The organism is Streptomyces sp. NPDC026589 (assembly GCF_040638385.1).
Lineage (GTDB): Bacteria > Actinomycetota > Actinomycetes > Streptomycetales > Streptomycetaceae > Streptomyces.
This window is the reverse complement of record NZ_JBEZYG010000010.1, coordinates 227,090-250,704: the sequence shown is the minus strand read 5'-3', so window position 1 is coordinate 250,704 and position 23,615 is coordinate 227,090. Positions and strand designations below refer to the sequence as shown.

The following is a 23,615-nucleotide window of genomic DNA, read 5'->3' as shown; positions in this document are numbered from 1 at the left end:
GAAGCCGTTATCGGATCGTCGTGAACAGAAGGCCTCCCGCAGGTCCACGAACGGCCCACGAAGCCTGTGTCAACGCTGCGCTAACGGTTCCCGTCGAACAGGGCCGCGGCGGTGAACAGCTCGACTCCCACGGTGATGGCTTCCTCGTCCACGTCGAAGTTGCCGCGGTGCAGGTCGAGCCCGCGCGTGTCGCCCGAGGTCCGGACGCCGAGGCGGGCCATCGCGCCGGGCACCCGCTCCAGGTACCAGGAGAAGTCCTCGCCGCCCAGGCTCTGCTCGGTGTCCTCGATCGCGTACGATCCGCGGCGCTCGGTCATCGCGGCGTCCAGCAGGCCGATGGACTCGGCGTCGTTCACCACGGGCGGCACACCGCGCACGTAGTTGATCACGGTCTTGGCCCGGTGCATTCCGGCCACCTCGTCGATGGCGGAGTGCACCAGGTCGGGGGCCGCGCGCCAGGCGTCCAGGTCCAGGCAGCGGACGGTGCCGGAGAGCTCGGCGTGCTGCGGGATGACATTGGGGGCGTGCCCGGTCTCCAGCCGCCCCCAGGTCACCGCGAGCCCGGAGCGGGCGTCGACCCGGCGGGCGAGCAGCGCGGGCACGTCGACGGCGATCCGGGCGGCGGCGGTGACCAGGTCGGTGGTCAGATGCGGCCGGGCGGTGTGCCCGCCGGGACCGTCGAGCGTGACCTCCAGCCGGTCGCAGGCCGAGGTGATGGCCCCGATCCGCAGCCCGATCCGCCCGACGTCCACCTTCGGGTCGCAGTGCACGCCGATGATCCGCCCGACGCCCTCCAGCACCCCGGACTCGATCGCGTCGAGCGCGCCGCCGGGCAGGACCTCCTCGGCGGGCTGGAAGATCAGCCGCACGGCGTGGGGCAGCAGCCCCTCCCGGTCGAGACCGGCGAGCACGAGCCCCGCCCCGAGCACGGTGGTGGTGTGCACGTCGTGCCCGCAGGCGTGCGCCCGGTCGGGCACGGTGGACCGGTAGGGCACGCCCGCCTTGGTGTCCGGGATCGGCAGCGCGTCGATGTCCGCCCGCAACGCCAGCATGGGCGTCACCCCGTCCCACTCCCCCACGTCGCACATGAGCCCGGTCCCGACCGCGAGGACCTTCGGCTCGAGCCCGGCCTTCTCCAGCCGGTCCTTGATGGCCGCGGTGGTGCGGAACTCCTGGTTGCCCAGCTCGGGATGCATGTGCAGATCCCGGCGGAAGGCGATCAGCTCGGCACGCAGTTCGTCGGAGAGCCTGCCGGGCAGCGCACCTCCCCCGGACTGGCCGGCCGGGTTGTGGGGGCGGGAGGCGCGGGACTTCAACTGGTTCACCCTAGGAAGGGTAGGCCCCTTGCCCCCTCAACTGACCACAGATCAACAAAACTTCAGCCGCTCAGGCGAACAAACTTCGTGTGAGGACGTGTGACGCTGGGTGGTTGCGGGTATACCCGTTCGTCTTCCGGACCGGGGTCCGTGCGCTTGAGGTCGCGGTCAGCGAGGAGCGGCGAGGTGCCCGTCGCGAGACGGCGAACGTCTCCACCCACGACGACTGGCCCGCGACACCCCCTACAGGGGCGATGCCCTGTCCGGACGTTCTGCGACACGCCTCGAACGCTGTCCCGCGATGGCCGCTCACGGCTCCGGAACGGCGGGGTGCCGTCCATCATCCGCAGCAGCTTCCGGACCCCGGAGACGCTCCTCAACAGCCTTCCCACGTCCTGCTCCGCATCAGATCGTCGCGCTGGGGCGTGACCGGCTGATCGACCGGGCCTGGTCATCAGCGTGTGATGACGCATGGACCAAGATGTGACCACTGTGTGTTCGGACACATAGTGGTCACATCTCTATCCCGTGCTCTCCACACTCGTACGATGAGTGATCGTCGACAGGCATCACACGAACCTCTTGTGCTCCCCCCGTCGCACACGTATCGACGCGTGGGGCGCGAGGCCCGGCGTCCAGGCCTCGGAAGGTTCTTCCATGTCTTCTGTCTCGCGCCGTGCTGCCCTGGGCATTCTCGGGGTCGGGGCGGTGGGTGCCACCGGGCTGGTCTACGACTATGTGAACGATGACGTTCCGACCGATGTCCTGCCCACCCGCGCCGCCAGCCGCACCGGCAAGAACCCCGTGGTCACCGAGAACGCCCGCAGCGGCACCCGCGCCTGGCAGATCGAGGGCGACGAGACGCGCGCGGCGAACGACCGGGACGGGCAGATCCAGGGGTACGCCTCCACGACCTCGGCCGCGGCCGGGGAGTCGGTGGCTTTCCACGTATCGGTGCGCCCGGCCCAGGAGTTCACTGTCGCGGTGCACCGGATGGGGTACTACGGCGGGCAGGGCGGCCGTGAGGTGGCGCAGAGCCCCGCGTTGCGCGGTGTCGCCCATGCCGTGCCGGAAGCCCATCCGGAGCACGGGATGATCGACTGCGGCTGGCCCGTCTCCTGGACCCTGGACATCCCCGACAACTGGGTCTCCGGTATCTATCTCGCGGTGTTCACGACGAAGGACGGACACCGCGGCAGTACGCCGTTCGTCGTCCGGGAGACCGAGCGGGCGTCGGACATCCTGGTCGTTCTGCCCTTCACGACCTACCAGGCCTACAACGCCTGGCCGCAGGACGGGCGGACCGGCAAGAACCTCTACAAGGGATTCGACGCCCAGGGGAAGAACGGGGGGAACGTCGAGCGTGCCCTCAAGGTGTCGTTCGACCGCCCGTATTCCGACGGCGGACACCCTCTGTGGTTCGAGATGGACAGCAGTCTCGCCCGGTGGGCCGAGATGTCCGGCTACGACGTCACCTACGCCTCCAGCCTCGATCTGCACGAGGGCCGGGTCGATCCCACGAAGTACGCGGCCATGGTCTTCCCCGGGCACGACGAGTACTGGTCCCGGCAGATGCGTGACGTCGCCGAGAAGGCCGTCACCTCGCGCACCCATCTCGCGTATCTGGGCGCCAACAACATCTACTTCCACATCCGCATGGAGAAGTCGCCGTCAGGCACCGAGAACCGCGTCGTCGCCTGCTACAAGCAGGACCCCGACCCGACGCCGGACGAGCACGGTCCGACCGTGCGCTGGCGCGATCTGGAGAAGAAGCGCAAGCACGCCGAGCAGCGTCTGCTCGGCGTGCAGTACAACGGCATGCTCGCCAAGCCCGTACCGCTCGTCGTGCGCCGGTCCGACCACTGGCTGTGGAAGGGCACGGGACTCGCCGACGGCGACGAGATACCGGACCTCATCGGTATCGAGGCCGACGGTCGCGACCGCAAGACCAAGCTGCCGCGCAGGGCGGCCCAGCAGTTGCTGTCCCACTCGCCCTACCCGGACAGCATGGGGCGCGGTGAGCGGATCCAGAACACCAGCCTGGTCCAGCACCGCGACGGGACCATGGTGTTCGTCGCGGGCACCTTCTTCTGGCCGCTGGCGCTCATCTCCCCCGACCACATCGACAGCCGGATACAGACGGCGACCAGCAACCTCTTCGACCGGATGCTGACCCGCACCGTACGGGCGTAGGTCCTGTCGTCGAACTCCCGCCGTCGCCCGGAGGGCGGCCCCGCGGGGGCAGGTGCGTGCTCTCGGCGTGCCGGGCGCACGTCCTCGTACTGGACGTACTCGGGCGGGTGCCCGGTGCGGCGAGAGTGCGTGCAGGGCGCCGCGGGGCAGACGGCAGCTCGACGACAGGGCCTGGCCCTCAGGTCGCCACCGACGACAGCCGCTGCACCCCCCGCGCCGTCTCCGTGACCCCGCTCAGGAAGCCCTGGGCGCGGGGCGAGGCCGTGGCGCGGAGCCATTCCGGGGCGATGTCGCAGACCGCGACGTTCACGCCCGTGCCGGCCAGGGCCAGCGGGAGGGTGTGGACGACCGTGGAGGGGAAGCTGACGATCGTGCGGCCGATGGGGCCGCGGCGGGCGATGAGCTCCAGGGGGAGGTCCGGGCGGACGATTTCCAGGCCGGTGGCGGCTTCCAGGGCGTGGAGCTTCTCGGCGGACTCGCGGCGGTGGGCGAAGTAGCGGGTGGCGCCGTGGGCGCGGGCCAGGGCCGTGACCGCCTCCTGGTACGGGACGGGGTCGACGACGCCCGTCTCGACCAGGGAGGTGCCGACCAGGTCCGCGCCCTTGCCGATGCTGGGCGGGCCGAAGCGGGCGCGGGTCCAGGCGAAGGTGTTCGGGGTGACCGCGATGCCGGGCGGAGCCTCGACCGGCATCGCGGTGAACACCTCGACCGTGTGGTTCGCCGTCGGGGTGAATCGGCGGCGGGCCGTCGCCGTGACCGGGGCCAGGACCAGTTCGCGCGGTCCCGTGCGGCCTCCTCGGCGGTGCCAGCGCGTCAGGCGCTCGCCCCGGGCCAGTTGGGCGACGAACTCCATGGTGGCCGTGCCGTCGTCGACCACCGTGAGGCGGTCGGCGCGGACGAGGGTCAGCAGGAGCTGCACATAGCGGGAGAACGGGTCGCCGATCACTATGTGGTCCGCACGTCTGACCAGGCCGGCCAGGGCGCGCAGGGCCTTCAGGGGGGCGCCGGACTCGCCGCGCGCCTCCTGCCAGCGGACGGTGACGCCCTCGTCGCGGGCCAGCTCCGCCATCCGGCGCAGCTGACCGCGCGACATCGGGTCGACCGGGGGGAGGACGACGACCGTGGTGTCGGCCGGATCGTCTCCCCCCTGGGTGTGAACCCACTCCAGGACGTTCAGGAGCTGGACCGGGCTCTCGACGAAGGCGAGGTTCACCGGTCGGCGCTCAGACCGCGACCGGCTCGGGGGCCGGCGCGTTCTCGGTCTCGGCGACGACGCCCGCGACCCGGCGGAGCTTCTTCATCGGGCCGAGCTCGGACTCGTACACCTTCTTGACGCCGTCACCGAGGGAGGCCTCGATGGTGCGGATGTCGCGGACCAGGCGGGTCAGGCCCTGCGGCTCGACGGAGGCGGCCTGGTCGGAGCCCCACATGGCGCGGTCCAGGGTGATGTGGCGCTCGACGAACGTGGCGCCGAGCGCGACGGCGGCGAGGGTGGTCTGGAGGCCGGTCTCGTGGCCGGAGTAGCCGATCGGGACGTTCGGGAACTCCTGCTGGAGGGTGTTGATGACCCGCAGGTTCAGCTCCTCGGCCTTCGCCGGGTACGTGGAAGTGGCGTGGCAGAGCAGGATGTTGTCGCTGCCGAGGACCTCGACCGCGTGGCGGATCTGCTTCGGGGTCGACATGCCGGTGGAGAGGATGACCGTGCGGCCGGTGGCGCGCAGGGCGCGCAGCAGCTCGTCGTCGGTGAGGGAGGCGGAGGCCACCTTGTGGGCGGGGACGTCGAACTTCTCCAGGAAGGCGACGGCCTCGGTGTCCCACGGGGAGGCGAACCAGTCGATGCCGCGCTTGGCGCAGTGCTCGGCGATGGCGGTGTACTCGGCCTCGCCGAACTCGACGCGGTGGCGGTAGTCGATGTACGTCATCCGGCCCCAGGGGGTGTCGCGCTCGATGTCCCACTGGTCGCGCGGGGTGCAGATCTCCGGGGTGCGCTTCTGGAACTTCACGGCGTCGCAGCCGGCTTCGGCGGCCGCGTCGATCAGCGCGATGGCGTTGTCGAGGTCGCCGTTGTGGTTGATGCCGATCTCGCCCGTGATGTAGACGGGGTTGCCGGGGCCGGCGGTGCGGGTGCCGAAGGTGCGCAGGCGGGAGGTGCTCATGGTGGTGCTTCCTTACTCGGTGGGGACTGTGGGGACAGAGGGAGTGGTGGTGAGGGTGGGGCCGAGCAGCCAGGCCGCGATCTCGCGGATGGCGCCGTAGCCGCCGGGGGTGGTCGTGACGGCGCGCGCCGCGGCGCGTACCGAGTCGTGGGCGCTCGCGACGGCGACGGGCCAGCCGGCGAGCGAAAAGCAGGGCAGGTCGTTGACGTCGTTGCCGACGTAGAGGACCCGGTCGGGGGCGATGGACTGCTCGTCGCACCACCGCTTCAGCGCCTCGTCCTTGCGGTCGATGCCGTGCAGGACGGGGATCTGGAGCTTGCGGGCTCTGGCCGCGACGACCGGGTTCTGCTCGGTGGAGAGGATCAGGAGGGGGACTCCCGCCTTGCGCAGCGCGGCGATGCCCAGGCCGTCGCCCCGGTGCACGGCGACCGTCTCGCGGCCCTCGGAGTCGATCATGACCCGGTCGTCGGTCTGGGTGCCGTCGAAGTCCAGGACGACCGCGTCCACGTCCGCGAGGGAGGGCAGCGGGGAGGGGTCCAGGAGCGGGGCGAGCGCGCGGGCGCGGGCCAGGTCGTGCGGGTCGTCGATCTCCAGCACCCGCGCCGGGTCGGTGGGGACCAGGGCGGTGTGGCCGAAGAAGCGGTGGCGGTGGGTGCGGAAGCCCGCCGCGTCCATCGCGTAGGCGGCGCCGGTCTCCAGGTGGTCCTGGGGGCGGTCCTGGCGGCGGGGGCGTACGGACTTGTCGTGGTTGACGCCGTACGTTCCCTCCTCGACCGCGTGCCCGTCGCGCCAGACGAAGCCGTGGAACGGGGCGACCGTGACGGCCGTGTCCGCGCCCTCGTGGGCCACCGCCCTGGCGACGCCGTCGATGTCCTCGCGGGAGACGAACGGGCTGGTGCACTGGACGAGGAGGACCACGTCGACGCTCCGGGCCCGCTCGGCCTCGTAGACGTCCATCGCGTGCAGCACGGCCGCTTCGCTGGTGGCCGTGTCGCCCGCGATGGCGGCGGGGCGCTCGACGCAGTGCAGCCGGTGGGCGGCCCGCAGGTCGGCGGCGGCGCTCCGGGCGGCCTCCGCGATCGCCCCGTCGTCGGTGGTGACGACGACGTCGGTGACCTCGGGGGCGGCGAGCGCGGCACGGACGGCGCGGGCGACCAGGGGGATGCCGCCGACCTCGGCGAGGTTCTTGGCGGGGACGCCCTTGGATCCGCCGCGGGCGGGGATCACGGCGAGGACGGTCGGGGGCGGTCGCATCGTTGTCCCTGGGGTCATGGTGGCTGCTCCTGGAGTCGTGGGCCCCGAGGCCCCGGGGGTTCCCGCGGGGGTGGTCACAGCTCCCCCATCCGGCGGATCACGGGGGCGACGCGCTGGACGCCCTGGCGGTAGGCGCCCCGGGCCGCGTTGCGGACGGTTTCGCGCACCGCGCCCCGGACCCGGCCGGGCTCCTGCGGTGCGGCGGCCCCGGGCAGGGGCGTGCCGTCGGGGGCCAGGTGGTGGCGGCCGAGGATTCCGGGGAGGTAGCCGGGGGCGGTGGCGGGTGTGTAGTAGGGGGCCAGTGGCGGGAGTTGGCCGGTGGCGAGGAGGCCGGTCACCTTGGCGCGGGCCGTGTCGTAGGCGGTGCCGTACGAGCCGTCGGCGGCGACGCCCTGACCGGCCAGCCACTGGCCGTCGGGCCGGGGGCGAATCCCGCCGTCGAGCCGGTCCCAGGAGGTGAGGAGCCCGGAGCCGACGAAGTGGTGGTTGCCGAGCGTCTCGCGGACGCCGAGGTCGGTGAGGACGGCGGTCGGGATGCGGCGGTGGAGGGACTCCAGCGCGGCGGTCGAGGAGACCGTGACGAGGAGGTCGGTGCGGTCCAGTACCTCGCCCATGTGCCCGTACACCAGGCGGAAGTTGGGCGGCAGCCCGCCGGGCAGCTTCTGCGCGAGCTTCTGGTAGGGCAGTTCCTCGATGTGCGTGGTGTGCTCGCCGGGCTTGGAGCGCAGCTTCAGCAGCACCTCACGGCGCGGATGCAGCCGGGCGTGCTCGACGAGCCTGCGGAGCAGGTACGTACGGTCGGCGCGGGAGGCCGGCACGGAGGGCTGGGCGGCGAACACCACCGTGTCGCGGCCCTCTTCGGGGCGGTACGGGGCTCCGCCCAGGAAGGGGAGGGCTGCCTCCGTGACGGCCGAGGCGTCGGCGCCCACTCCCTCGTACACCGCGCGGAAACGCTCCGCGTCGTGGGCCGAGTTGGCGAGGACGACGTCCGCGCCGTGGCGGAGGAGGAGCCCGTCGGCGAGCTTCTCGTAGACGACGCCGACGTATCCGGTGACGACGACGGGCCGGCGCGGCAGGCCGAGGGCGGCGAGACCGTGCAGCATGGCCTGGACGCCGCCGCCGACGAGGGCGAGGACGACGAGGTCGTACCCCTCGTCGCGCACGGTGTGCAGGAACTCGACGGCGGTGACCTCGCGGACCCGCCCTGCGTCGATCCCGACCTCGCCGACCTCCGCGAGCTGGCGGGGCGTCGGGGTGGCCCGGCCGCGCAGCAGCAGCCCGCTGACCTCGACGGGCCGCGCGTCCGGGCCGTCCGCACCGGCGGTCAGGCGGCGCGCGGTGAGCGCGCCCCATTTCCACCGGGTGTCGGAGTCGGCGAGGACGGCGACCCGCAGCGCCGGTCGGGGCGCGGCGGGGGTTTCGGCCGGTACGGCCTCATTGCTGGTACGTGGGGGCACGTCCTAGAAGTTAGGAAGGCATTTCGATGCGCGGCCCAACGTGATGGCAACAGATGGTTAACAGCGAGCCGACGATTGGGGGGACGGACCGAAAAGGGCCTCAATTCCGGTTCCGGCAAAGGTGATTCACCTGAGCGACGGGCGTTGTTCACCTCCTGGGCGCATTACGGAAAAGGAATGAGCCGGAGCCGCACCTAACGTGATGCGCGTGGTTAAGCTCTCCGTCATCGTGCCGTTCTTCAACGTGCGGGCCTACGCGCCCGACACGCTCAGAAGTCTGCGGGCCAACGCCCGCGAGGACTTCGAGTTCCTTCTCGTCGACGACTGTTCGACCGACGGGACACCCCAGCTGCTGCGCCGGGCCGCCGACGAGATCCCCGGGGCCGTAGCCCTGCGGCACGAGGTGAACGGCGGTCTGGCGACCGCGCGCAACACCGGTCTGGAGGCCGCCCGCGGCGAGTACATCGCTTTCCTGGACGGCGACGACTGGCTGGCCCCCGGGCACTACGAGCGGCTGGTGGCCCGGACCGAGGCGCTGGGCTGCGACTTCGTGCGCACCGACCACGTCCAGGTGAACGGCAGGTCGCGGACCGTACGCCGGGTGCCGCACGGGCCGCACGGGGTGGTGAGCGACCCCCGGGCCGCGATCCTGCCCGCGCACCGCACCACGTCGGTGGACTACGCGTTCGCCTGGGCGGGTCTCTACCACCGGCGGCTGCTGGACCGGGGGCTGCTGCACTTCACCGACGGGCTGCGCACGGCCGAGGACCGGCCGTGGATCTGGCGGCTGCACCGGGAGGCGGAATCCTTCGCCGTCCTGGGCACGCTCAGCCATTTCTACCGGCGCGGGGTGGCCACGTCGCTGACACAGATCGGCGATGTGCGCCAACTCGATTTCCTGCGCGCTTTCGACCAGGTGATCGCCGAGACGGCCGCCGACCGTGACGCGGACGCTCTGCTGCCGAAGGCCGTGCGCACGTATTGCGCGGTCATCGCCCACCATCTGGGCGCCCTCGGAAAATTCGAACCGGCCGTGGCCCGCGAACTGAAGTCGCGCGGCGCGGCGGCCCTGGGACGCCTGCCGCAGCCTCTGCTGGACGAGGCTCTCGACGCCATGGACGTGACACGAGCGACCCGGGTGCGCAGGCTGCGCCGCCGCATGGTCGCCACGAAGGGGGCCTCGGCCGCATGACCATTCGGATCTTCCACGCCTCCTCGCCCGCCGCGACGGTGCTGCTCGCCGCGGCGGTCGACGCGGGCTGCTTCACCGGGCCCGACCGCCGGATCCTGCTGCTGTCCCGGACGGGGCCGGCCCCGGAGGCCGTCGCCGGCGTCACGGAGACCGCCGGTTTCGAGCGGCTGCGCGCCCGGTTCGACGAGGTCCGCTCGTGGAACGACGCGGTCTTCCCCTTCCACCCGGCCGGCTGGCTGCCCCGGGCCGACGACGCCCCGCTGTGGGAGCGCCACTTCCGGCGCGCCTGGGGTCTCGGCGACGAGGAGCTGGAGCTGGTCGTGGACTCCCCGCACGCCGGTCCCGCCCGCGCCCTCACCCAGATCTTCGCCGGTGTCCCGGTCGATGTGTACGCGGAGGGGCCCGGCGGCTACGGCCCGACCGGGGAGAAGATCCCCCCGCTGACCGGGGTCCGGGTGCGGCGGCTGCTCCATCCGGACCTGGTTCCCGGGGCGCGCCTGTTGTTGCTGGGCGAGTACGGGGTGGAGCAGCGGACCGTGCCGGCCGAGGCGATCACCGAGGTCGTCGCAGAACTGGCGGACGCGGCAGTGGAGTTGCCCGCCGTGGAGTCGCCCGCGCTGCTGCTCGGGCAGGATCTCGCGGGGGCCGGGCTGATCACGGTGGCCGAGGAGGCGGGGCTGCGGCTGGAGATGGTGCGCGGGGCCGCGGCCCTCGGCCACCGCCGGCTGGTGTTCGCGCCGGACCCGTACGCCCCCTGGGAGGACCCGGCGGAGCTGCGCGCCGAGGCGGACCTGCTGGGCGTCGAGCTGACCGTGCTGGACACCGCGCGGCCCGTCGTGGCCGATGTGCTGCTGCACCGGCTGCGGCCCGCGCTGGTCGTCGGCTGCACCTCGGCCGCCCTGTTCGGGGCGGCCCGGTTCCACGGCCTCCCGGTGGCGACCGCCGGCACGGGGCTGCTCCTGGAGCGGCTGACCCCGTACGAGAACGCCGAGCGGATACCGGCGACGCTAGCCGACGCCCTGTTTCCGGGGCTCGGTGACGCGGAGGCGGTCGCCGCGCAGCCGCCGTACTCCGGTGCGGAGATGCCGCACAACGGTGCGCAGCCGCCGTACACCGGTGTGGAGATGCCGCGCAACGGTACGGAGATGCCGTACGCCGGAGCGGAGTTGGACGGTCTACTCGCGGCCGTCGGCTTCGCGATGCGGCCGAGGGTCCGCCCTGATCTGCGCGCGGCGGCCGAGCGCTATCTGTCCACGCACCTGGACGACCACACCTGGCGCTACTTCAAGCGCCGCCGCCTGGCCTCGCTCGCACTGCCCGGAGTGGTCCCGGCCCGGCTGGCGTTCCTGCGGAGCAGTCCGGCCCTGCGCCGGGTGGCCCGGCGGGCCAGGGCGTTGCGGAACGGCCGGGGCTGAGCAGCGGCTGGGGGGGGGTGGGGAGTCCCTCCCGGCGGACGCGGCAGGGTCAGCCCAGCACCTTGCTCGCGCCCGCGCGGCCCCACAGCATGGCCGCGCCGAACGACAGCGCCGTCGTGGCCACCGTGATCCCGGCCACGAGCGCGGCGGCGGCCGGGCCTCCCAGGTCCGCCCGGACGAAGGCGTCGGTGAGGACGCCGAGCACGAGCACGTGCACCAGGTAGGCCCCGAACGACGCGTCGGCCAGCCGGGTCAGGGTGGGGCGCAGCCGCTCCGGGACGCGCAGGCCGTGCAGGGAGATCAGAACGCCGCAGCTGAACAGCGCCACCAGGACGTGGGCGTACGGGATCGCGTAGTGCACCTCGTGCTGGTACGCGATCACCCCGGCCAGTCCGGCCGCCGCGAGCAGCAGCCACGGGAGCCGCCGTCGGCCGAACGTACCGGCAGGGGCGGCGAGCAGCAGCGCCCCGAGCACCGCGTAGATCAGCTGGTACGGCCCGAACGCCCAGCCGAAGCGGGGCAGTTCACGGCCGGTGGCCTCGGCCAGGTCACCGAACAGCGACGGCGCGGACGCCAGGACCAGCAGCACCGCGCCGAGTCCCCACGGCCGCTTGCCCGACCTGACCAGCACGATCAGGCCCAGGACCATGATCACGGGGAGGTAGGCGTAGAGGTACCAGAGGTGGTAGGCGGGGCGGACCGAGGCGAACACGGAGTCCAGCGCCAGCTCGCCCACCGGGTCGTCGTTGGTTCCGCGCAGCCTGCCCCAGGCGAGGTAGAGCGCCGTCCAGACGGCGAGGGGCACCACGATCCGCACGATGCGCCGCCGCAGCCGTGCGCCGTCCTTCGGCGGGGCCCCGACCAGGACCACCCAGCCGGCGATGGCGAAGAAGAGGGGCACGGCGAAGCGGCCGACGGAGTCGGCGGTCAGCCCGGCCCAGTAGGTGCCGGACCCCTGCGAGGCCGTCCGGCCCACGGCGTTCACGAAGGCCGATCCGGCGTGCAGGCCGATCACACCGACCGAGCAGAGCAGCCGGATCAGGTCGATGTCGTAGCGGTGCTCGCGGACGGGACGGGGGGTCTCCGGGACCGTCGGGGCGGGGGCGGGGGGTGTGGTCGGCATGGTCCTCAGGGGGTGGACGGGGCGCACAGCAGGGATTCGGGCGGGGTGGGGCCGGGCGTCACGTCCGGCCCCCGGGGCGGGCGGCGTGGTCCCGGTCGGCGGCGGACCTGGGCGCGGGCACCGCGCGGCCCGCGCCCGGGTCGCCGAACGGGTCCGGCAGGCCGGTGAGTTCACGCAGTCGGGCGAGGTTTTCCCGGGTCACCGACCAGAGCAGGTCCTGCCGGTCGTGGACGTCGGCCACCGCCGCCGGGTGGTCGGCCAGGACCGCGCGGGCCCGTTCCGCGAGCCGGGCGCCGAGGGCGCGCTCGTGGACGGAGACGCCCCAGTCGGGCCGGTCGATGTCGGCCAGGAAGTAGGCCAGTTTGGGGTGCGAGACCAGGCTGACGACGGGGGTGCCGCAGCCGAAGGGGATCATCCCGGCGTGCCCGCGCATCCCGATCACCAGCCGGGTGCGCCGGTAGAGGTCCCTGATGGCGTCGTTGGAGAGCAGGTACAGGGGCTCCACGGGAATCGTGAGGCCGTGCTCCCGGCGCAGGTCGTCGACGAAGCGTTCGTCGGCGGGCATGTGCGCGGCGTAACGGACCTCGGCCGACGCGGACACGGCACGGATCGCCGAGGCCATCTCGGCGAGGAAGTGCCCGTAGTCGTGGCCGAAGCGGAGCCCGGCCCGGTCGTAGGCGCAGTTGACGAGCACGGTGTCCTCACGCGCGGCCGGTTCGGCGAGGCGGGGGTCGAGGTGGCGGGCGACCGTGGTGGGGCAGGGCTGGTAGCGCACCTTCTCGCGCAGCGACGCGGGCAGCAGTTCCCTGACCCGGGCGACGGAGCCGTGGTTGCGCAGCCCGAAGAACGCGGACCGCTCGACCAGGGCCCGCAGGGAGGCCGCGAACCGCTCGCGGCGGTAGCGCTGGCCGTCGAAGACGTTGTAGCCGACGGCGAAGACCGCCAGCGGGGCGGTGATCCGGGCGAGGACATCGTCGGGGATGTTCCACTGCCAGCCGCTGTTGCCGTTGGGCGCGGTGTCGGGGAGGAAGAGCCCGCCGCCCCCCACGATCACCGCCCGCCGGGCGTTGAGGCGTTCGAGGGAGGCCTCGTCGACCAGCAGGTGCGCGTGCTGCTGGTGCCAGCGGTCCGGGCCGGTGTCGGCGGTGAAGCAGCTGCGGACCGCTTCGGGCAGCACCTTGTCGCCCGCGTTCTCCTCCCCGTCCGCGAACAGGGCGACGTGGGCGAGCTGTTCAGCGGGCCGCGTACTGACGGGCTTGCGTTCGACTGCGGTCAAGGCGGCCGTACGGGCGTACCAGGCCCGGCAGTTGGCGTCGGCCGGGTCGGTTTCCAGGCCCGCGAGCGCATAGCCGCGGGCATCCTCGGTGCGGCCCAGCAGCCAGGCCAGCCGGGCCAGTTGGCCGAAGGCGCGGGGTGCGAAGTCCGGGGAGGCGGTCGCCAGCAGCAGGTGTGTCTCGGCTTCCTCGTACCGGGACAGCGCCATCAGGCAGACGCCGAGCGTCTCGTGGCAGCGCGGCAGGTCGGGGCGGCCCGCGACGGCCTCGCTCAGCAGGGCGACGGCCTCGTCGTGCCGGCCGCGTCCCCGGTGGATCTCGGCGAGCTGCCGGACCAGGTCGATCGGCGGCCGGGGCCCGGAGGGGAACGGGAGCGCGAGGTGCAGCAGCAGATCGGGGTGCTTGGAGCCGGGCAGGGCGAGGAAGGCGGCCCGGAACGCCTCGTCGTCCAGGTCGAAGCGCGCCCTGGCCGCCTGGGAGGGGGCGAAGCCGGCACGGGTCGCGGGAACGCCCGCGAAGTTCAGGACGACGACGTCCTCGGGGACCGGCAGGTCGTCGTGGAGCCGCCGCGCCGGGAAGTCGTCGCGGGAGTCCAGGGGTACGAGAGGTACGAGGAGGCCTGCCGGGATGTCCTTCGCGGCGGGCGGCACCGGACCGAGGTCCTGGCGCTGGATCACCAGCAGCCCGTCGTCGGGGACGCCGCCGCGCGGGTCCGGGGCGCCGTCGGGTCCGGGGCGCGGCACGGCGGCCACGCCCGTACGGAGTCTCAGCAGGGCGTCGAGCCGGCCGAGGACGACCATGGCGGGGGTGAGGGCGACCACGGTGTCGTACCCGTCGAGGCGGAACACGTCGTCGCGTCCGCCGGCCGGGCGCGGGATCAGCCGGGGGTGCAGTCGGCGCGCGGCGTCGAAGGCGGCGTCCGGCAGGCCGGGGTGCGGGACGACGACGTCCTCGCAGAGGGCCGGGTCGCTCAGCGCGAGGCTGCGCAGGAGGGCGTGGAGCCCGGGCAGTTCGTCCGCGTCGGCGACGTACACGGCGAAGGCGATCCGGCGCTTCCCGGTGACGGCGCGGCGGTCGTCGGCGGCCGCGGTCGCCGGGGTGGAGTCGGCCACCGTCGCGGATGCGGTCGCCGTGGCCAGGGGCCCCGTTGTGGGGCCGGTCGAGGAGCCGGGCGTGGAGTCGTTCGTCGTCGCGGGGTCGGGGTGTGTCATCGCAGGGTGATCCTCACCGCGGTGTCGTCCGTGTTCGCGGTCCGTGTCCCGACCCATTCCCGTTCGCGCGGGGACAGGGCCGCCGGTCCTTCGAACCCGATGAGGTCCACCCGGGCCGGGGTGCCCAGGAAGTCGAGGAGCCGCAGCACGGTGTACGCGGTGCTCGCGGGTCCCGCGCCGCCGGGCTCCTCGCCGAGCAGCGCCGGGTCGTGCAGCGGGCGGCGCAGCGTGGCGTCGCCGACCCGGTCCTGGGCGCCGGGGACGAGCCGGCTGCGCAGGGCGAGCCGCCAGTGCGGGAGCGGGTCGCCGAAGACCAGCCGGGCGCCCGCCCGCCGGTCCCAGCGGGGGCCCTTCCACGGGGTGTCGCCGCGCAGGGTGCAGGCGTGCAGGTCGGTGCGGGCGGCGGGGGCGGTGTGGCGCGGCTCGTCGCAGCGCACGACGAGGTCGTAACCCTGGATCAGGGCGGCCAGCGGGCTGCCGGGCCGCAGTTCCTGCTCGGCGGTGCGCGGGGTGTCGGCGACCAGGCACACCGTGCGGCCGGCGACGAGCCGGCGCAGCCCGGGTACGCCGATGGGCTCGGCCCCGCCCAGCAGCGGGTCGCCCATCGGGTCGCGGTCCGAGAGCCGGCGGTGCTCGGCGTAGAGCGCGGCGAGCCGGCGGACCGCCGGGTCCCCCGCCCCGTGTTCGGCGGTACGGAGCCGGACGAGGTCGGTGAAGGCGGCGCGGGCCTCGGCGGCGGGCAGGCGGCGCGACAGGCGGGCTGCGGCGCGGGACGCCTCCGTGTCCGCGCCGGACGCCTCCGTAACCGCGCCGGACGCCTCCGTGCCGGTGGCCCCCGCCGTGTCCCGGAACAACGTCAGCGCCTCGTCGATGCGGTCCCCGGCGGCGCGGAGGGTGGCGATCCGGCGTTCGACGTCGCGGGAGGCGGCGGTGTTCTGCTGGAGCGCGAGGTGGCGTTCGTAGGCGGTGATCGCCTCCTCGCCCCGGCCGAGCGCGTCCAGGGCGTTGCCGCGAAGCCGCCAGGCGCCCTTGGAGCGGGGGCGCACGACGGTCGCCTCGTCGGCCAGGGCCAGGGAGAGGCGGGCCTCGGCCTCGCCCCCGCTGTCCAGGGCCTGCTGCCCGGTCCGCAGCAGCGCGTCGAAGGCGTCGGCGCCCGGGGTGGAGCACGCGGTGGTCAGGGCGCCGATCGACGCGATGAGCCGGGTGCGGCGGGCGTCGGTGAGGGGGCCGGTGGCGGCGAGGGCGGCGAGGTGGTCACCGCAGAGCCGCAGGGCGGCCGGGAGCGCCGGGTCCGGTCCGCCGCCGGGGCGTCCCGCAGCCGGTGTTCCCGGCCGCCCCGCCAGGGCACGTACTGACGTGAGCAGCCCGGTGAGGGTCTGGCCCATGCTCGTTCCGCCGTTCTGTGAGTCGGGCTGTGGGTCGGACGCCGGCCCGGGTCCGCGCCCCGGCCCCGGGTCAGAGGCCCAGGGTGCTGCGGGTGCGCCGTACGGTGCGGCGCAGCCGGACCGCCGCGCCCCGGGGGCCGCCGCCGGGCAGGGTGAGGCTCTGGAGGCGGCGGCGTTTGAAGTAGTGCTGGGTCGTGGGGTCGAGCCGCTCCCGCAGCCAGGTCTCGGCGTCGGGGCGCAGCCCGGGGTTGAGCTTGGCCTGCATGCAGTAGCCGACGGTCCTCACCAGCGGGGCGAGGGTGTCCGGGGCGGTGCGCGGCAGCAGGGGGACGGCCCCGGCGCCGTGCGCGTCCAGGTCGGGCACGAGGTGGTCGGTGATCGTCAGCGGGACGCGGTTGCTGTTCTCGTACGGGGTGATGCGGTCGAGGACCAGGCGGGTGCCGACGCGGGCGACGGGGATGCCGTAGTAGGCGGCGGCGGTGAACATCGCGGTGGAGAAGCAGCCGACGACCAGGGTGGGCGCGCACCGCTCGTACAGCGTCTCCGCGAGCAGGGGGCCGTCCAGGGTGGTGAGCCGTACGCCGGCCTCGGCGGCGGCCTCGTCCAGGGCGCGGGAGTAGGTGGCCGGGGCGGTGGGATGGGGCTTGAAGAGGATGGAGGTGTGCCCGGCGCGGGCGGCTCCGCGCAACATCCGCACGTGCAGGTCCTCTTCCTCCTCGGGGGTGAGGATGCTGAGGGCGGCGAGGTACTGGCCGAGCAGCATCGCGGTGGGGGCGGCGGCTGCGGCGGCGGCGAGCTGCCTGTCCCCGTCGGCGGCGGCGGCGATCTCGGAGAGGACGGCGCGGAAGGCGTCGTCGGGGACGAGTTCCGGTTCGACGCCGGCCTCGGCGAGGAGGAGCGGGCGCAGCCCGGTGACCAGGTCGAGGTGGAGGACCCGCCGGACGCGGCAGGCGATGGACTGCGGCAGCCGGTTGCGGGTGGGGCCGTAGCTCATCAGGCCGTCGGCGTAGACGTGGACGGCGCTCTCGGAGAAGATCGCGGCCAGCGCGCGGGCCGGGTTGACCTGGATGGACTCGACGGCCAGGTCCACAGGGGCGTCGGGGGCGATGTCCCAGGCCAGGCGGAAGGCCCGCTGCCACAGGACGGTCTCCTCGGAGCGGGGACCCCAGCCGCTGGGGTGGTGCGGGCTGATCGCCTCGTTCCAGTCGACGACCGCGTCGAAGCGGGCGGCGAGGGAGCCGTAACCGCGCATCTCCTCCAGGCGCAGGGCCGTTTCGGGGACGGCCGCGTTGTTGGAGACCAGCAGGATGCGGTGGCTGTCGGTGGCCCGGCCGAACTGTCCGGCGTCGAGCGCGGCGGCGAGGGTGGCAGCCCCGTACAGGGTGGACACCTGGAAGATCTGGGTGCGCGGGGGCGTACGTACGGGCGTGGGTACGGGCGTGGGTACGGACATCGGTCAGGCGGCCTTCTGCTTGGTGCGCAGACGGCTGAGGAGCGTGCCGCGCTTGTCGTCGATCATCGTCAGGGTGCGGTCGAGCACGTCCTGCGGCATCCGGTGCAGTGCGGCGGCCGACTCGGAGCGCAGCCGCCGGGCGGTGGCGGGCTCGTAGTCGTCGGCCTTCTCGTTGTGGAAGGCGATCATCGCGCAGTAGGTGCGGACGGCCTTGGGCAGCAGGGTCTTCGCGTCCCGGTCCGTGCGCAGCTGGTCGAGCAGCGTGTCGTAGGCGGGGAAGAAGTCGAGTTGGCGGGCGTCCTTGATCTGGGTCAGGGAGGTGGTGACCCCGCGCCGGTAGAAGATGCCGTACAGCCCGAGCGCCGCGTAGGTGCGGGCGCGCAGATGGAGCTGCCAGATCCACAGCCGGTCCTCGGCGGTGCGCAGTTCGGTGGCGAAGCGCTGGGCGCCGTCGGCGAAGAGCCGCCGGTGGTAGATGCCGGCCCAGACGAACGGGTAGTCGACCATGGTCTCGCGCTCGGGCACCCCGATCCCGTCGCGGGGGTCGAGCAAGGTGTCCCGGAGGGGCGCGGGGGCGCGCCGCACGACGCGGGTGGTGCCGGTGGACTGGACGTGGTCGGTGCGGGCGAAGTCGCAGTCGAGGTCCTGGGCGGCGCGCACGAGCCGGTCCAGATGGCCGGGGGCGTACCAGTCGTCGCCGTCGAGGAAGGTGAGGTAGTCGCCCTCCGCGGCGTCGATGCCGCTGTTGCGGGCGGCCGCGATGCCGACGTTCGTACCGTGTCTGATCACCCGGGCGCGCGGCAGCCGCTCGGCCCACTGGTCGACGATGTCCTGCGTGCCGTCGGTGGACGCGTCATCGACCAGCAGGAACTCGATGTCCGGGTCCGCGTTGCGGGCCAGGCTGCCCAACGTGGTCGGAGCGTAGGGCGCGACATTGTGGAGCGGTACGACAACGGACAGTTTCGGCACGCGTGCCCTCGCCTTCGATCATGGTCCCGACAACCTAGTGAGACGGCGGGAGGATCGGGTGACGCCCGCCACGACAGCGGGTGAACTCTGCGCGTCCGCGGAATGACCGGGCACGCGCGCCGGGGAACGTCCCGGGCGCGCGGGCCGGAGAACGCCGGAGAACGCCAGACGACGGGGCTTGACCTCAACTTTGCTTGAGGTTCTACGTTCTGAGGCATGAACTACTCACACGACGACGCAGGACTCGCCCGCCAGCCGATCGGCTACTGGAGCTGGGCCGCGCACGAGGCGACGGTCACCCACATCCGTTCCGCGCTGGCCGAACACGGACTCACCCAGCCTCCCTGGTGGGTGCTGAACCAACTGGACGGTGCGGACGAGGAGGGGCGGGACCGGGCCGAGCTGGTCACCATGCTCAGCGGCTACCTCGACACCGGGGCGGACGGCATGGAGGAGGCCGTCGAGAGCCTCCTGGAACGGGGGCTGGTCACCGAGGACTCCGGGGCCCGGCTGCGGACCACCCCCGAGGGGCGGGCGCTGCGCGAGAAGGCGGTCGCCAGGGTCACCCGGGCGAGCGCGGAGATCCACGAGGGCATCCCCGAGGCGGAGTTCGTCGCCGCGCTGAAGGTGCTCCAGCGGATGATCCACAACGTCGGGGGAAAGGCCTGGCACCACTGAGGGCCGGAGCTACACGCTGCTGAACGAGAGCTTGGCCGCGAACCCGAGGAACAGGACACCCGCCGCGGAAGTGGCCCCCGCCGACAGTCGCTTACGGCGGCGGAAGGCGGCGGCCAGGCGGGTACCGCCGAAGATCAGCACCGAGAGGTACGCGAAGCTGGCGAGCTGGAGCAGCGTGCCGAGCACCAGGAACGACAGCGCCGGGTAGGCATAGCCCGGGTCGACGAACTGGACGAAGAAGGAGATCAGGAACAGGATCGCCTTCGGGTTGATCAGGCTGACCACCAGGGCCCGGCGGTAGGGCCGCTCCACGGGGGCCGTCGCCCCGGAAGTCCCGGCCGTCCCAGCCGTCTCGGCGTCGTCCACCGTCTCCGCCAGCTCGGCGGTGCGCCGGTGACGCTCGCGCCACAGCGACACGGCCGCCCGCAGCATCCCGATGGCCATCCAGGTCAGATAGGCCGCGCCCGCGTACTTGACGATCGCGAAGAGCAGGGGCGTGGTCTGGAGCAGGGACGCGGCGCCGAGCGCGGAGAGCGTCATCAGGACGGCGTCCCCGGTCCAGACGCCCGCGGCGGCCGAATAGCCGGTGCGCACGCCGCGACGGGCGGCGACGGAGAGCACGTACAGCGAGTTCGGCCCCGGCAGAAGAACGATCAGCGCCAGACCGGCGAGATAGGTCGGAAGATCGGTGACACCCAGCATGGACGGAGTCTCGCACGTCTGTACGGGGTGTCGTCCAGGGGGTTTCACCAGGCGGTATCGGTGGCCCGGTGGCGCCCGGGAGAGGGGGCGCCGTGCGCGCCGGACCCGGCCATGATCGGCCGGGCGACCCCTCGGGGGGCTGGACGCGCGGCCGGGGTACGACGGAGGATTCGGTGACCGGGCCGGACGGGAATCCGTACAGGAGGCGCCGGGCCGGCGGTGAGCCAGGGGGACCGAGCATGGCGGACACGAACAGCGGGTGGGACGGCCGGGGAGCGAGCGACCCGGGCGGGACGCGGTCGTCGGAAGCGACGACCGGACCGGGTCCGGGGCCGGGCATGGCCGCCGGGCGGTGTGCGGGCGGAAAGCCCCGGGGGCGTCGCGTCGCCGCCGTTTCTCTCGTCGCGCTGGCGGCCCTGGCAACGGGATGCGAGCCGGGGACCGCCGAAGGGGCGCAGGACGTGCCGCCGCCGGTGCGCGCCACGCAGGCGGCCGCGCCGACCCCGAGCCCCTTCCTCACGGCCCCCGCGCCCACGACCGAGGACGCGAAGCCGCGCACCGCACCCAGCCCGTCGGCGTCCACCGCCGCCCCGGCCCCGGCCCCGACGAGGGCCAGGCCGGCCCCGGAGCCGAGCTCCGCACCGCCGCCGCGCGTCCTGATGCGTACGGGGTCCGAGAGCGACCGGGTGCGGGAACTCCAGGCCCGGCTCCGCCAGATCGGCCACTTCGGGCGCAATCCCACCGGCTACTACGGCTCCGTGACCGCCGACTCCGTACGGTCCTTTCAGGCCAAGCGGCGGCTGCCGGCCACCGGAAGCACCGACGCGGTCACCTGGCAGCGGCTGCTGGCCATGACCCGGGTGCCGACGGCCGCAGAGCTGGACCCGCCGACCGAGCGGCCGGTGGCCGCGCCGGACGAACGGTGCCTGAAGGGCCGGGTCCTGTGCATCAGCAAGAAGAGCCGGACCTTGGCGTGGATGAACGACGGCAGGGTCGTCTCCGCGATGGACGTGCGCTTCGGCTCGGAGTACACGCCCACCCGGGAGGGCGTGTTCGAGGTGTTCTGGAAGTCCCGGGACCACGTGTCGACGCTCTACGACACCCCGATGCCGTACGCCCTGTTCTTCAGCGGCGGCCAGGCGGTCCACTACTCCGCCGACTTCGCGGCCAACGGCTACGGCGGCGCCTCGCACGGCTGCGTCAACGTACGGGACAAGAAGAAGGTCGCGGCCCTGTTCGACCAGGTGAAGAACGGCGACAAGGTCGTCGTCTCCCGGTGATCCGGAACAGACGGTCCGCTGCCTGCCGGTGATCCGGCGTAGACGGGCACGTGGAGGAGGAGAGGGCGCGGGCGGGACCGGGGGAACGTGTCCCGCCCGCGCCGATGCGCCGAGCCGAAGGTACGGGGGGAACCCCGGCTCGTTGCGCGGCCGATGACCAGTCGGCTCACTCTGTACTGCGCCCGGCCTCCGGAAAACGTCACACCCGGCCGCCCTGGCGGCTCGCGAGGCGCCTGGAACCGCAGGTCAGCGGGTGGTTCGGGCCGACAGCGAGCGGTCCGGATCAGCAACGGAAGGTTCTGTCGCCAACGGACGGACGGTTCAGGCAATCAGCGCGGCGGCGGTTCGTAACCAGCGGGGCCGGCGACTCAGGTAATCGAGTAATCAGCAGGACGGCGGTTCAGGCCGTCACGGAGCGGTTCATGCCGTCACGGAGCGTTCAGGCTGTCACGGAGCGGTTCAGGTCGTCAACGGGCGAGCACGGAGGCCACGCCGGAGCTCTTCGGGAGCGGCGGGGCCTCGGTGTCCGTCCCGGCGCCCGCGCCCGTCTCCGGGGCCACTCCGGAGCGCGGCACGGGGTGGAAGGAGACGGGCGGCAGCGCGCCGCCGTCACCGTCGCCCGGCCCGTTCTGACCGTCGTCGTCATCGTCACCGTCACCGGAACCGCCGGAGCCGCCGTTCCCACCGCTTCCGCCGCTCCCACCGTTTCCGCCACTCCCGCCACTCCCGCCACTCCCGCCGCTCTCGTCGAGGAGGCGGTCGCAGAAGCGCTCCAGGTTCTTCTCGCCCTTCGCGAACCGGATCAGCTGCCGTCGGCTCCGGTCGTCCAGGCTGCCGTCGCGGAAGGCCTTGCAGGCCTTGACGGACTGCTCGTACCAGTCCCCGGACTCCGTGTCGTCGCCGGGACCGCCGGGCTTCTCCTCCTGGCCCGCGCCGCCCCCGGCCGTCTCCTCGCGGCCGTCGCCGCCCGGCTTGTCCGGACTGCCCGGGCGGTCCTCGCCGGGCTCCCGGGCGGTGTCGCCGGTTCGCGCGCTGTCGGGGTGCTCGGGCCCGTCGGACTCCCGGGTCCCGGGCGAGGAGGGCTCCTCCGACGCGTCGGGCGGGGGCGTGTGCGCCGGGTCCGCCGGGTCGTCCGCGTGCCCGCCGGAGATCAGCGGGCCCGGGGTCACGGCGGCCGACACGGAGGTGGCCGGCGCGGGCGAGCCCTGCCCGCCGAACGTTCCGGCGAACACGCCGGTGCCGGCGGCCACCGCCACCCCGCCGAGCGCACAGCCCGCGAGCGAGGCGGCCAGGCCGAAACGGACCGGCCGACTCCAGCGCGAGCGGCGGGCCGGGGTCTGGGGGGCGGAGCCGAGGTGGACGGCGCGCAGCAGACCGGGCCGGCCGGGGACGGCGGCGGAGAGGCCGCCGAGCCGGTCCTCGCCGGTGCCGTGGCCGGCCTGCCGGAACGCGGCGAGGACCGCGTCCTCGCCGGGGAGTTCGCCTGCCGGGGGCCGGGACCCGGCGCGGGCCGCGCCGAGTGCTTCGGCGAGCCGGAAAGCGTCGGTGCGGGCCTCGTCGCCGACGGGGACGACCGGTTCGCCGCGGAGCAGTCTCTCCGCCGCGTCCTTGTCAAGCCACTCGTAGTGCTCGTCGGCCATCACATGTCCTTCTGCGTCCACGGTCGCGAATGCGTCACACCGGGAGTGATCCCGGCGGGCGCCACCGGACCGCTCCGCCCGGGGCGCTGCGCGGGTACGGCGCCGAGGCCGGCGCCACCGGCCGCCCCCTGACCCGCACCGCCGTCGGCACCCTGCGCCGGGTCCGGGACGCCGCCAACGGAAGCGCCACCCACGGAGGCGCCGTCCACGGAGGCGCCGTCCGCCCGGTTCGCCCCGGAGTGCTCCGCGCCGAGGAGTTCGGCCAGTCGTTTGAGGCCCCGGTGGGCGGCGGTGCGTACGGCGCCGGGCCGCTTGCCCAGGGTCTGCGCCGCGCTCTTCGCGTCGAGCCCGACGACCACCCGGAGCACGACGGCCTCGGCCTGGTCCTGCGGCAGCTGGGCGATGAGGGACATGGTGCGGTCCGTGTCCAGCGCCTCGATGGCGTCGCCCGCGGTGTCGGACTCGGCGGCCCGCGCGGTCAGCTCGGTCTCGTCGCCGCCGATCGCGGGGCGGCGGCTGCGCATCCGCAGATGGTCCAGCGAGCGGTTGCGCGCGATCCGGGCGGCCCAGCCCCGGAACCGGTCGGCGTCACCGCTGAACCGGTCGAGGTCGCGCGCTATCTGCAGCCACGCCTCGGACGCCACGTCCTCGGCGTCCGGCTCCCCGACCAGCGTCCGTATGTAGCCCAACAACCGTGGCTGCACCGCGCGGTACACAGCACGGAAGGCGTCCTCGTCCCCGTCCTGTGCCGCGAGCACCGCGGCAGTCAGCTCCGCGTCGTCCCCCAGCACTCCCTCAACCCGCTCTGCCGTCCTCGATCGCAGCTGGTCAACTGCTGCGCAACCCTGCGCGAACCAGCACGCTACGTGCTCGGCGGGGGCCGCGTCCACGACTTGTACAACCCGCAACAATTCGAC

The 23,615-nt window shown here is 73.5% G+C and carries 18 protein-coding genes; 5 read left to right on the top strand and 13 right to left on the bottom strand.

The features are described 5' to 3' along the window. Nucleotides 1-80: 80 nt before the first annotated feature. Entirely contained in the window at nucleotides 81-1,316 is a 1,236-nt protein-coding gene (locus AB0F29_RS19600) for an amidohydrolase (RefSeq protein ID WP_361873692.1), read from the bottom strand. Between the two features lie 657 nt (nucleotides 1,317-1,973). On the opposite strand from AB0F29_RS19600, the gene AB0F29_RS19595 reads away from it, so the two are divergent. Then, the gene (locus AB0F29_RS19595) at nucleotides 1,974-3,509 is read left to right on the top strand and encodes a N,N-dimethylformamidase beta subunit family domain-containing protein (RefSeq protein WP_361873610.1); all 1,536 of its coding nucleotides are present in this window, start codon (nucleotides 1,974-1,976) and stop codon (nucleotides 3,507-3,509) included. Nucleotides 3,510-3,687: 178 nt separating this feature from the next. Here the strand turns inward: AB0F29_RS19595 and AB0F29_RS19590 are convergent, their stop codons facing one another. From AB0F29_RS19590 to AB0F29_RS19575, 4 genes are all read right to left on the bottom strand, one after another. Continuing rightward, nucleotides 3,688-4,722, bottom strand: coding sequence for a hypothetical protein (locus tag AB0F29_RS19590; RefSeq protein ID WP_361873608.1), 1,035 nt, complete (start codon nucleotides 4,720-4,722; stop codon nucleotides 3,688-3,690). A gap of 10 nt (nucleotides 4,723-4,732) precedes the next feature. After that, complete coding sequence (locus AB0F29_RS19585) at nucleotides 4,733-5,665, bottom strand: N-acetylneuraminate synthase family protein (RefSeq protein WP_018956009.1); 933 nt, start codon at nucleotides 5,663-5,665, stop codon at nucleotides 4,733-4,735. A 12-nt stretch (nucleotides 5,666-5,677) separates the two neighbouring features. After that, the gene (locus AB0F29_RS19580) at nucleotides 5,678-6,919 is read right to left on the bottom strand and encodes an acylneuraminate cytidylyltransferase (protein ID WP_361873690.1); all 1,242 of its coding nucleotides are present in this window, start codon (nucleotides 6,917-6,919) and stop codon (nucleotides 5,678-5,680) included. A gap of 74 nt (nucleotides 6,920-6,993) precedes the next feature. Beyond that, nucleotides 6,994-8,376: a DUF6716 putative glycosyltransferase gene (locus AB0F29_RS19575; RefSeq protein WP_361873606.1), complete on the bottom strand. Its 1,383-nt coding sequence runs from the start codon at nucleotides 8,374-8,376 to the stop codon at nucleotides 6,994-6,996. A 208-nt stretch (nucleotides 8,377-8,584) separates the two neighbouring features. On the opposite strand from AB0F29_RS19575, the gene AB0F29_RS19570 reads away from it, so the two are divergent. After that, a complete protein-coding gene (locus tag AB0F29_RS19570) occupies nucleotides 8,585-9,568 on the top strand; it encodes a glycosyltransferase family 2 protein (protein ID WP_361873604.1) in 984 nt (327 codons plus the stop codon). Further along, nucleotides 9,565-10,983 carry a polysialyltransferase family glycosyltransferase gene (locus AB0F29_RS19565; RefSeq protein WP_361873602.1) on the top strand — a complete coding sequence of 473 codons (1,419 nt, stop codon included), beginning with the start codon at nucleotides 9,565-9,567 and terminating at the stop codon, nucleotides 10,981-10,983. The genes AB0F29_RS19570 and AB0F29_RS19565 overlap by 4 nt, the downstream gene beginning before the upstream one ends. A gap of 49 nt (nucleotides 10,984-11,032) precedes the next feature. Here the strand turns inward: AB0F29_RS19565 and AB0F29_RS19560 are convergent, their stop codons facing one another. The 5 genes from AB0F29_RS19560 to AB0F29_RS19540 form a co-directional block, all read right to left on the bottom strand. Continuing rightward, on the bottom strand, nucleotides 11,033-12,106 hold the full coding sequence (locus AB0F29_RS19560; protein ID WP_361873600.1) for an acyltransferase: 1,074 nt from the start codon (nucleotides 12,104-12,106) through the stop codon (nucleotides 11,033-11,035). Between the two features lie 58 nt (nucleotides 12,107-12,164). Continuing rightward, nucleotides 12,165-14,591 (bottom strand): polysaccharide pyruvyl transferase family protein, encoded by a 2,427-nt coding sequence (locus AB0F29_RS19555; protein ID WP_361873598.1) that lies wholly within the window; start codon nucleotides 14,589-14,591, stop codon nucleotides 12,165-12,167. Beyond that, on the bottom strand, nucleotides 14,588-15,976 hold the full coding sequence (locus AB0F29_RS19550) for a tetratricopeptide repeat protein (protein ID WP_361873596.1): 1,389 nt from the start codon (nucleotides 15,974-15,976) through the stop codon (nucleotides 14,588-14,590). Before AB0F29_RS19550 ends, AB0F29_RS19555 begins: the two co-directional genes overlap by 4 nt. A 70-nt stretch (nucleotides 15,977-16,046) precedes the next feature. Beyond that, on the bottom strand, nucleotides 16,047-17,429 hold the full coding sequence (locus AB0F29_RS19545; protein WP_361873594.1) for a polysialyltransferase family glycosyltransferase: 1,383 nt from the start codon (nucleotides 17,427-17,429) through the stop codon (nucleotides 16,047-16,049). A gap of 3 nt (nucleotides 17,430-17,432) precedes the next feature. Beyond that, nucleotides 17,433-18,398, bottom strand: coding sequence for a glycosyltransferase family 2 protein (locus AB0F29_RS19540; protein WP_361873592.1), 966 nt, complete (start codon nucleotides 18,396-18,398; stop codon nucleotides 17,433-17,435). Between the two features lie 216 nt (nucleotides 18,399-18,614). On the opposite strand from AB0F29_RS19540, the gene AB0F29_RS19535 reads away from it, so the two are divergent. Then, on the top strand, nucleotides 18,615-19,076 hold the full coding sequence (locus AB0F29_RS19535) for a MarR family winged helix-turn-helix transcriptional regulator (protein WP_361873590.1): 462 nt from the start codon (nucleotides 18,615-18,617) through the stop codon (nucleotides 19,074-19,076). Between the two features lie 9 nt (nucleotides 19,077-19,085). Here AB0F29_RS19535 and leuE read toward each other — a convergent pair whose 3' ends face one another. Beyond that, entirely contained in the window at nucleotides 19,086-19,778 is a 693-nt protein-coding gene (leuE, locus tag AB0F29_RS19530; RefSeq protein WP_361873588.1) for a leucine efflux protein LeuE, read from the bottom strand. Nucleotides 19,779-20,017: 239 nt separating this feature from the next. Between leuE and AB0F29_RS19525 the strand changes: the two genes are divergently transcribed. After that, entirely contained in the window at nucleotides 20,018-21,058 is a 1,041-nt protein-coding gene (locus AB0F29_RS19525; RefSeq protein WP_361873586.1) for a L,D-transpeptidase family protein, read from the top strand. 467 nt (nucleotides 21,059-21,525) lie between these two features. Here the strand turns inward: AB0F29_RS19525 and AB0F29_RS19520 are convergent, their stop codons facing one another. Both AB0F29_RS19520 and AB0F29_RS19515 read right to left on the bottom strand, forming a co-directional pair. After that, the gene (locus AB0F29_RS19520) at nucleotides 21,526-22,698 is read right to left on the bottom strand and encodes a hypothetical protein (RefSeq protein WP_361873584.1); all 1,173 of its coding nucleotides are present in this window, start codon (nucleotides 22,696-22,698) and stop codon (nucleotides 21,526-21,528) included. Beyond that, on the bottom strand, nucleotides 22,698-23,489 hold the full coding sequence (locus tag AB0F29_RS19515) for an RNA polymerase sigma factor (RefSeq protein WP_361873582.1): 792 nt from the start codon (nucleotides 23,487-23,489) through the stop codon (nucleotides 22,698-22,700). The genes AB0F29_RS19520 and AB0F29_RS19515 overlap by 1 nt, the downstream gene beginning before the upstream one ends. Nucleotides 23,490-23,615: the final 126 nt, after the last annotated feature.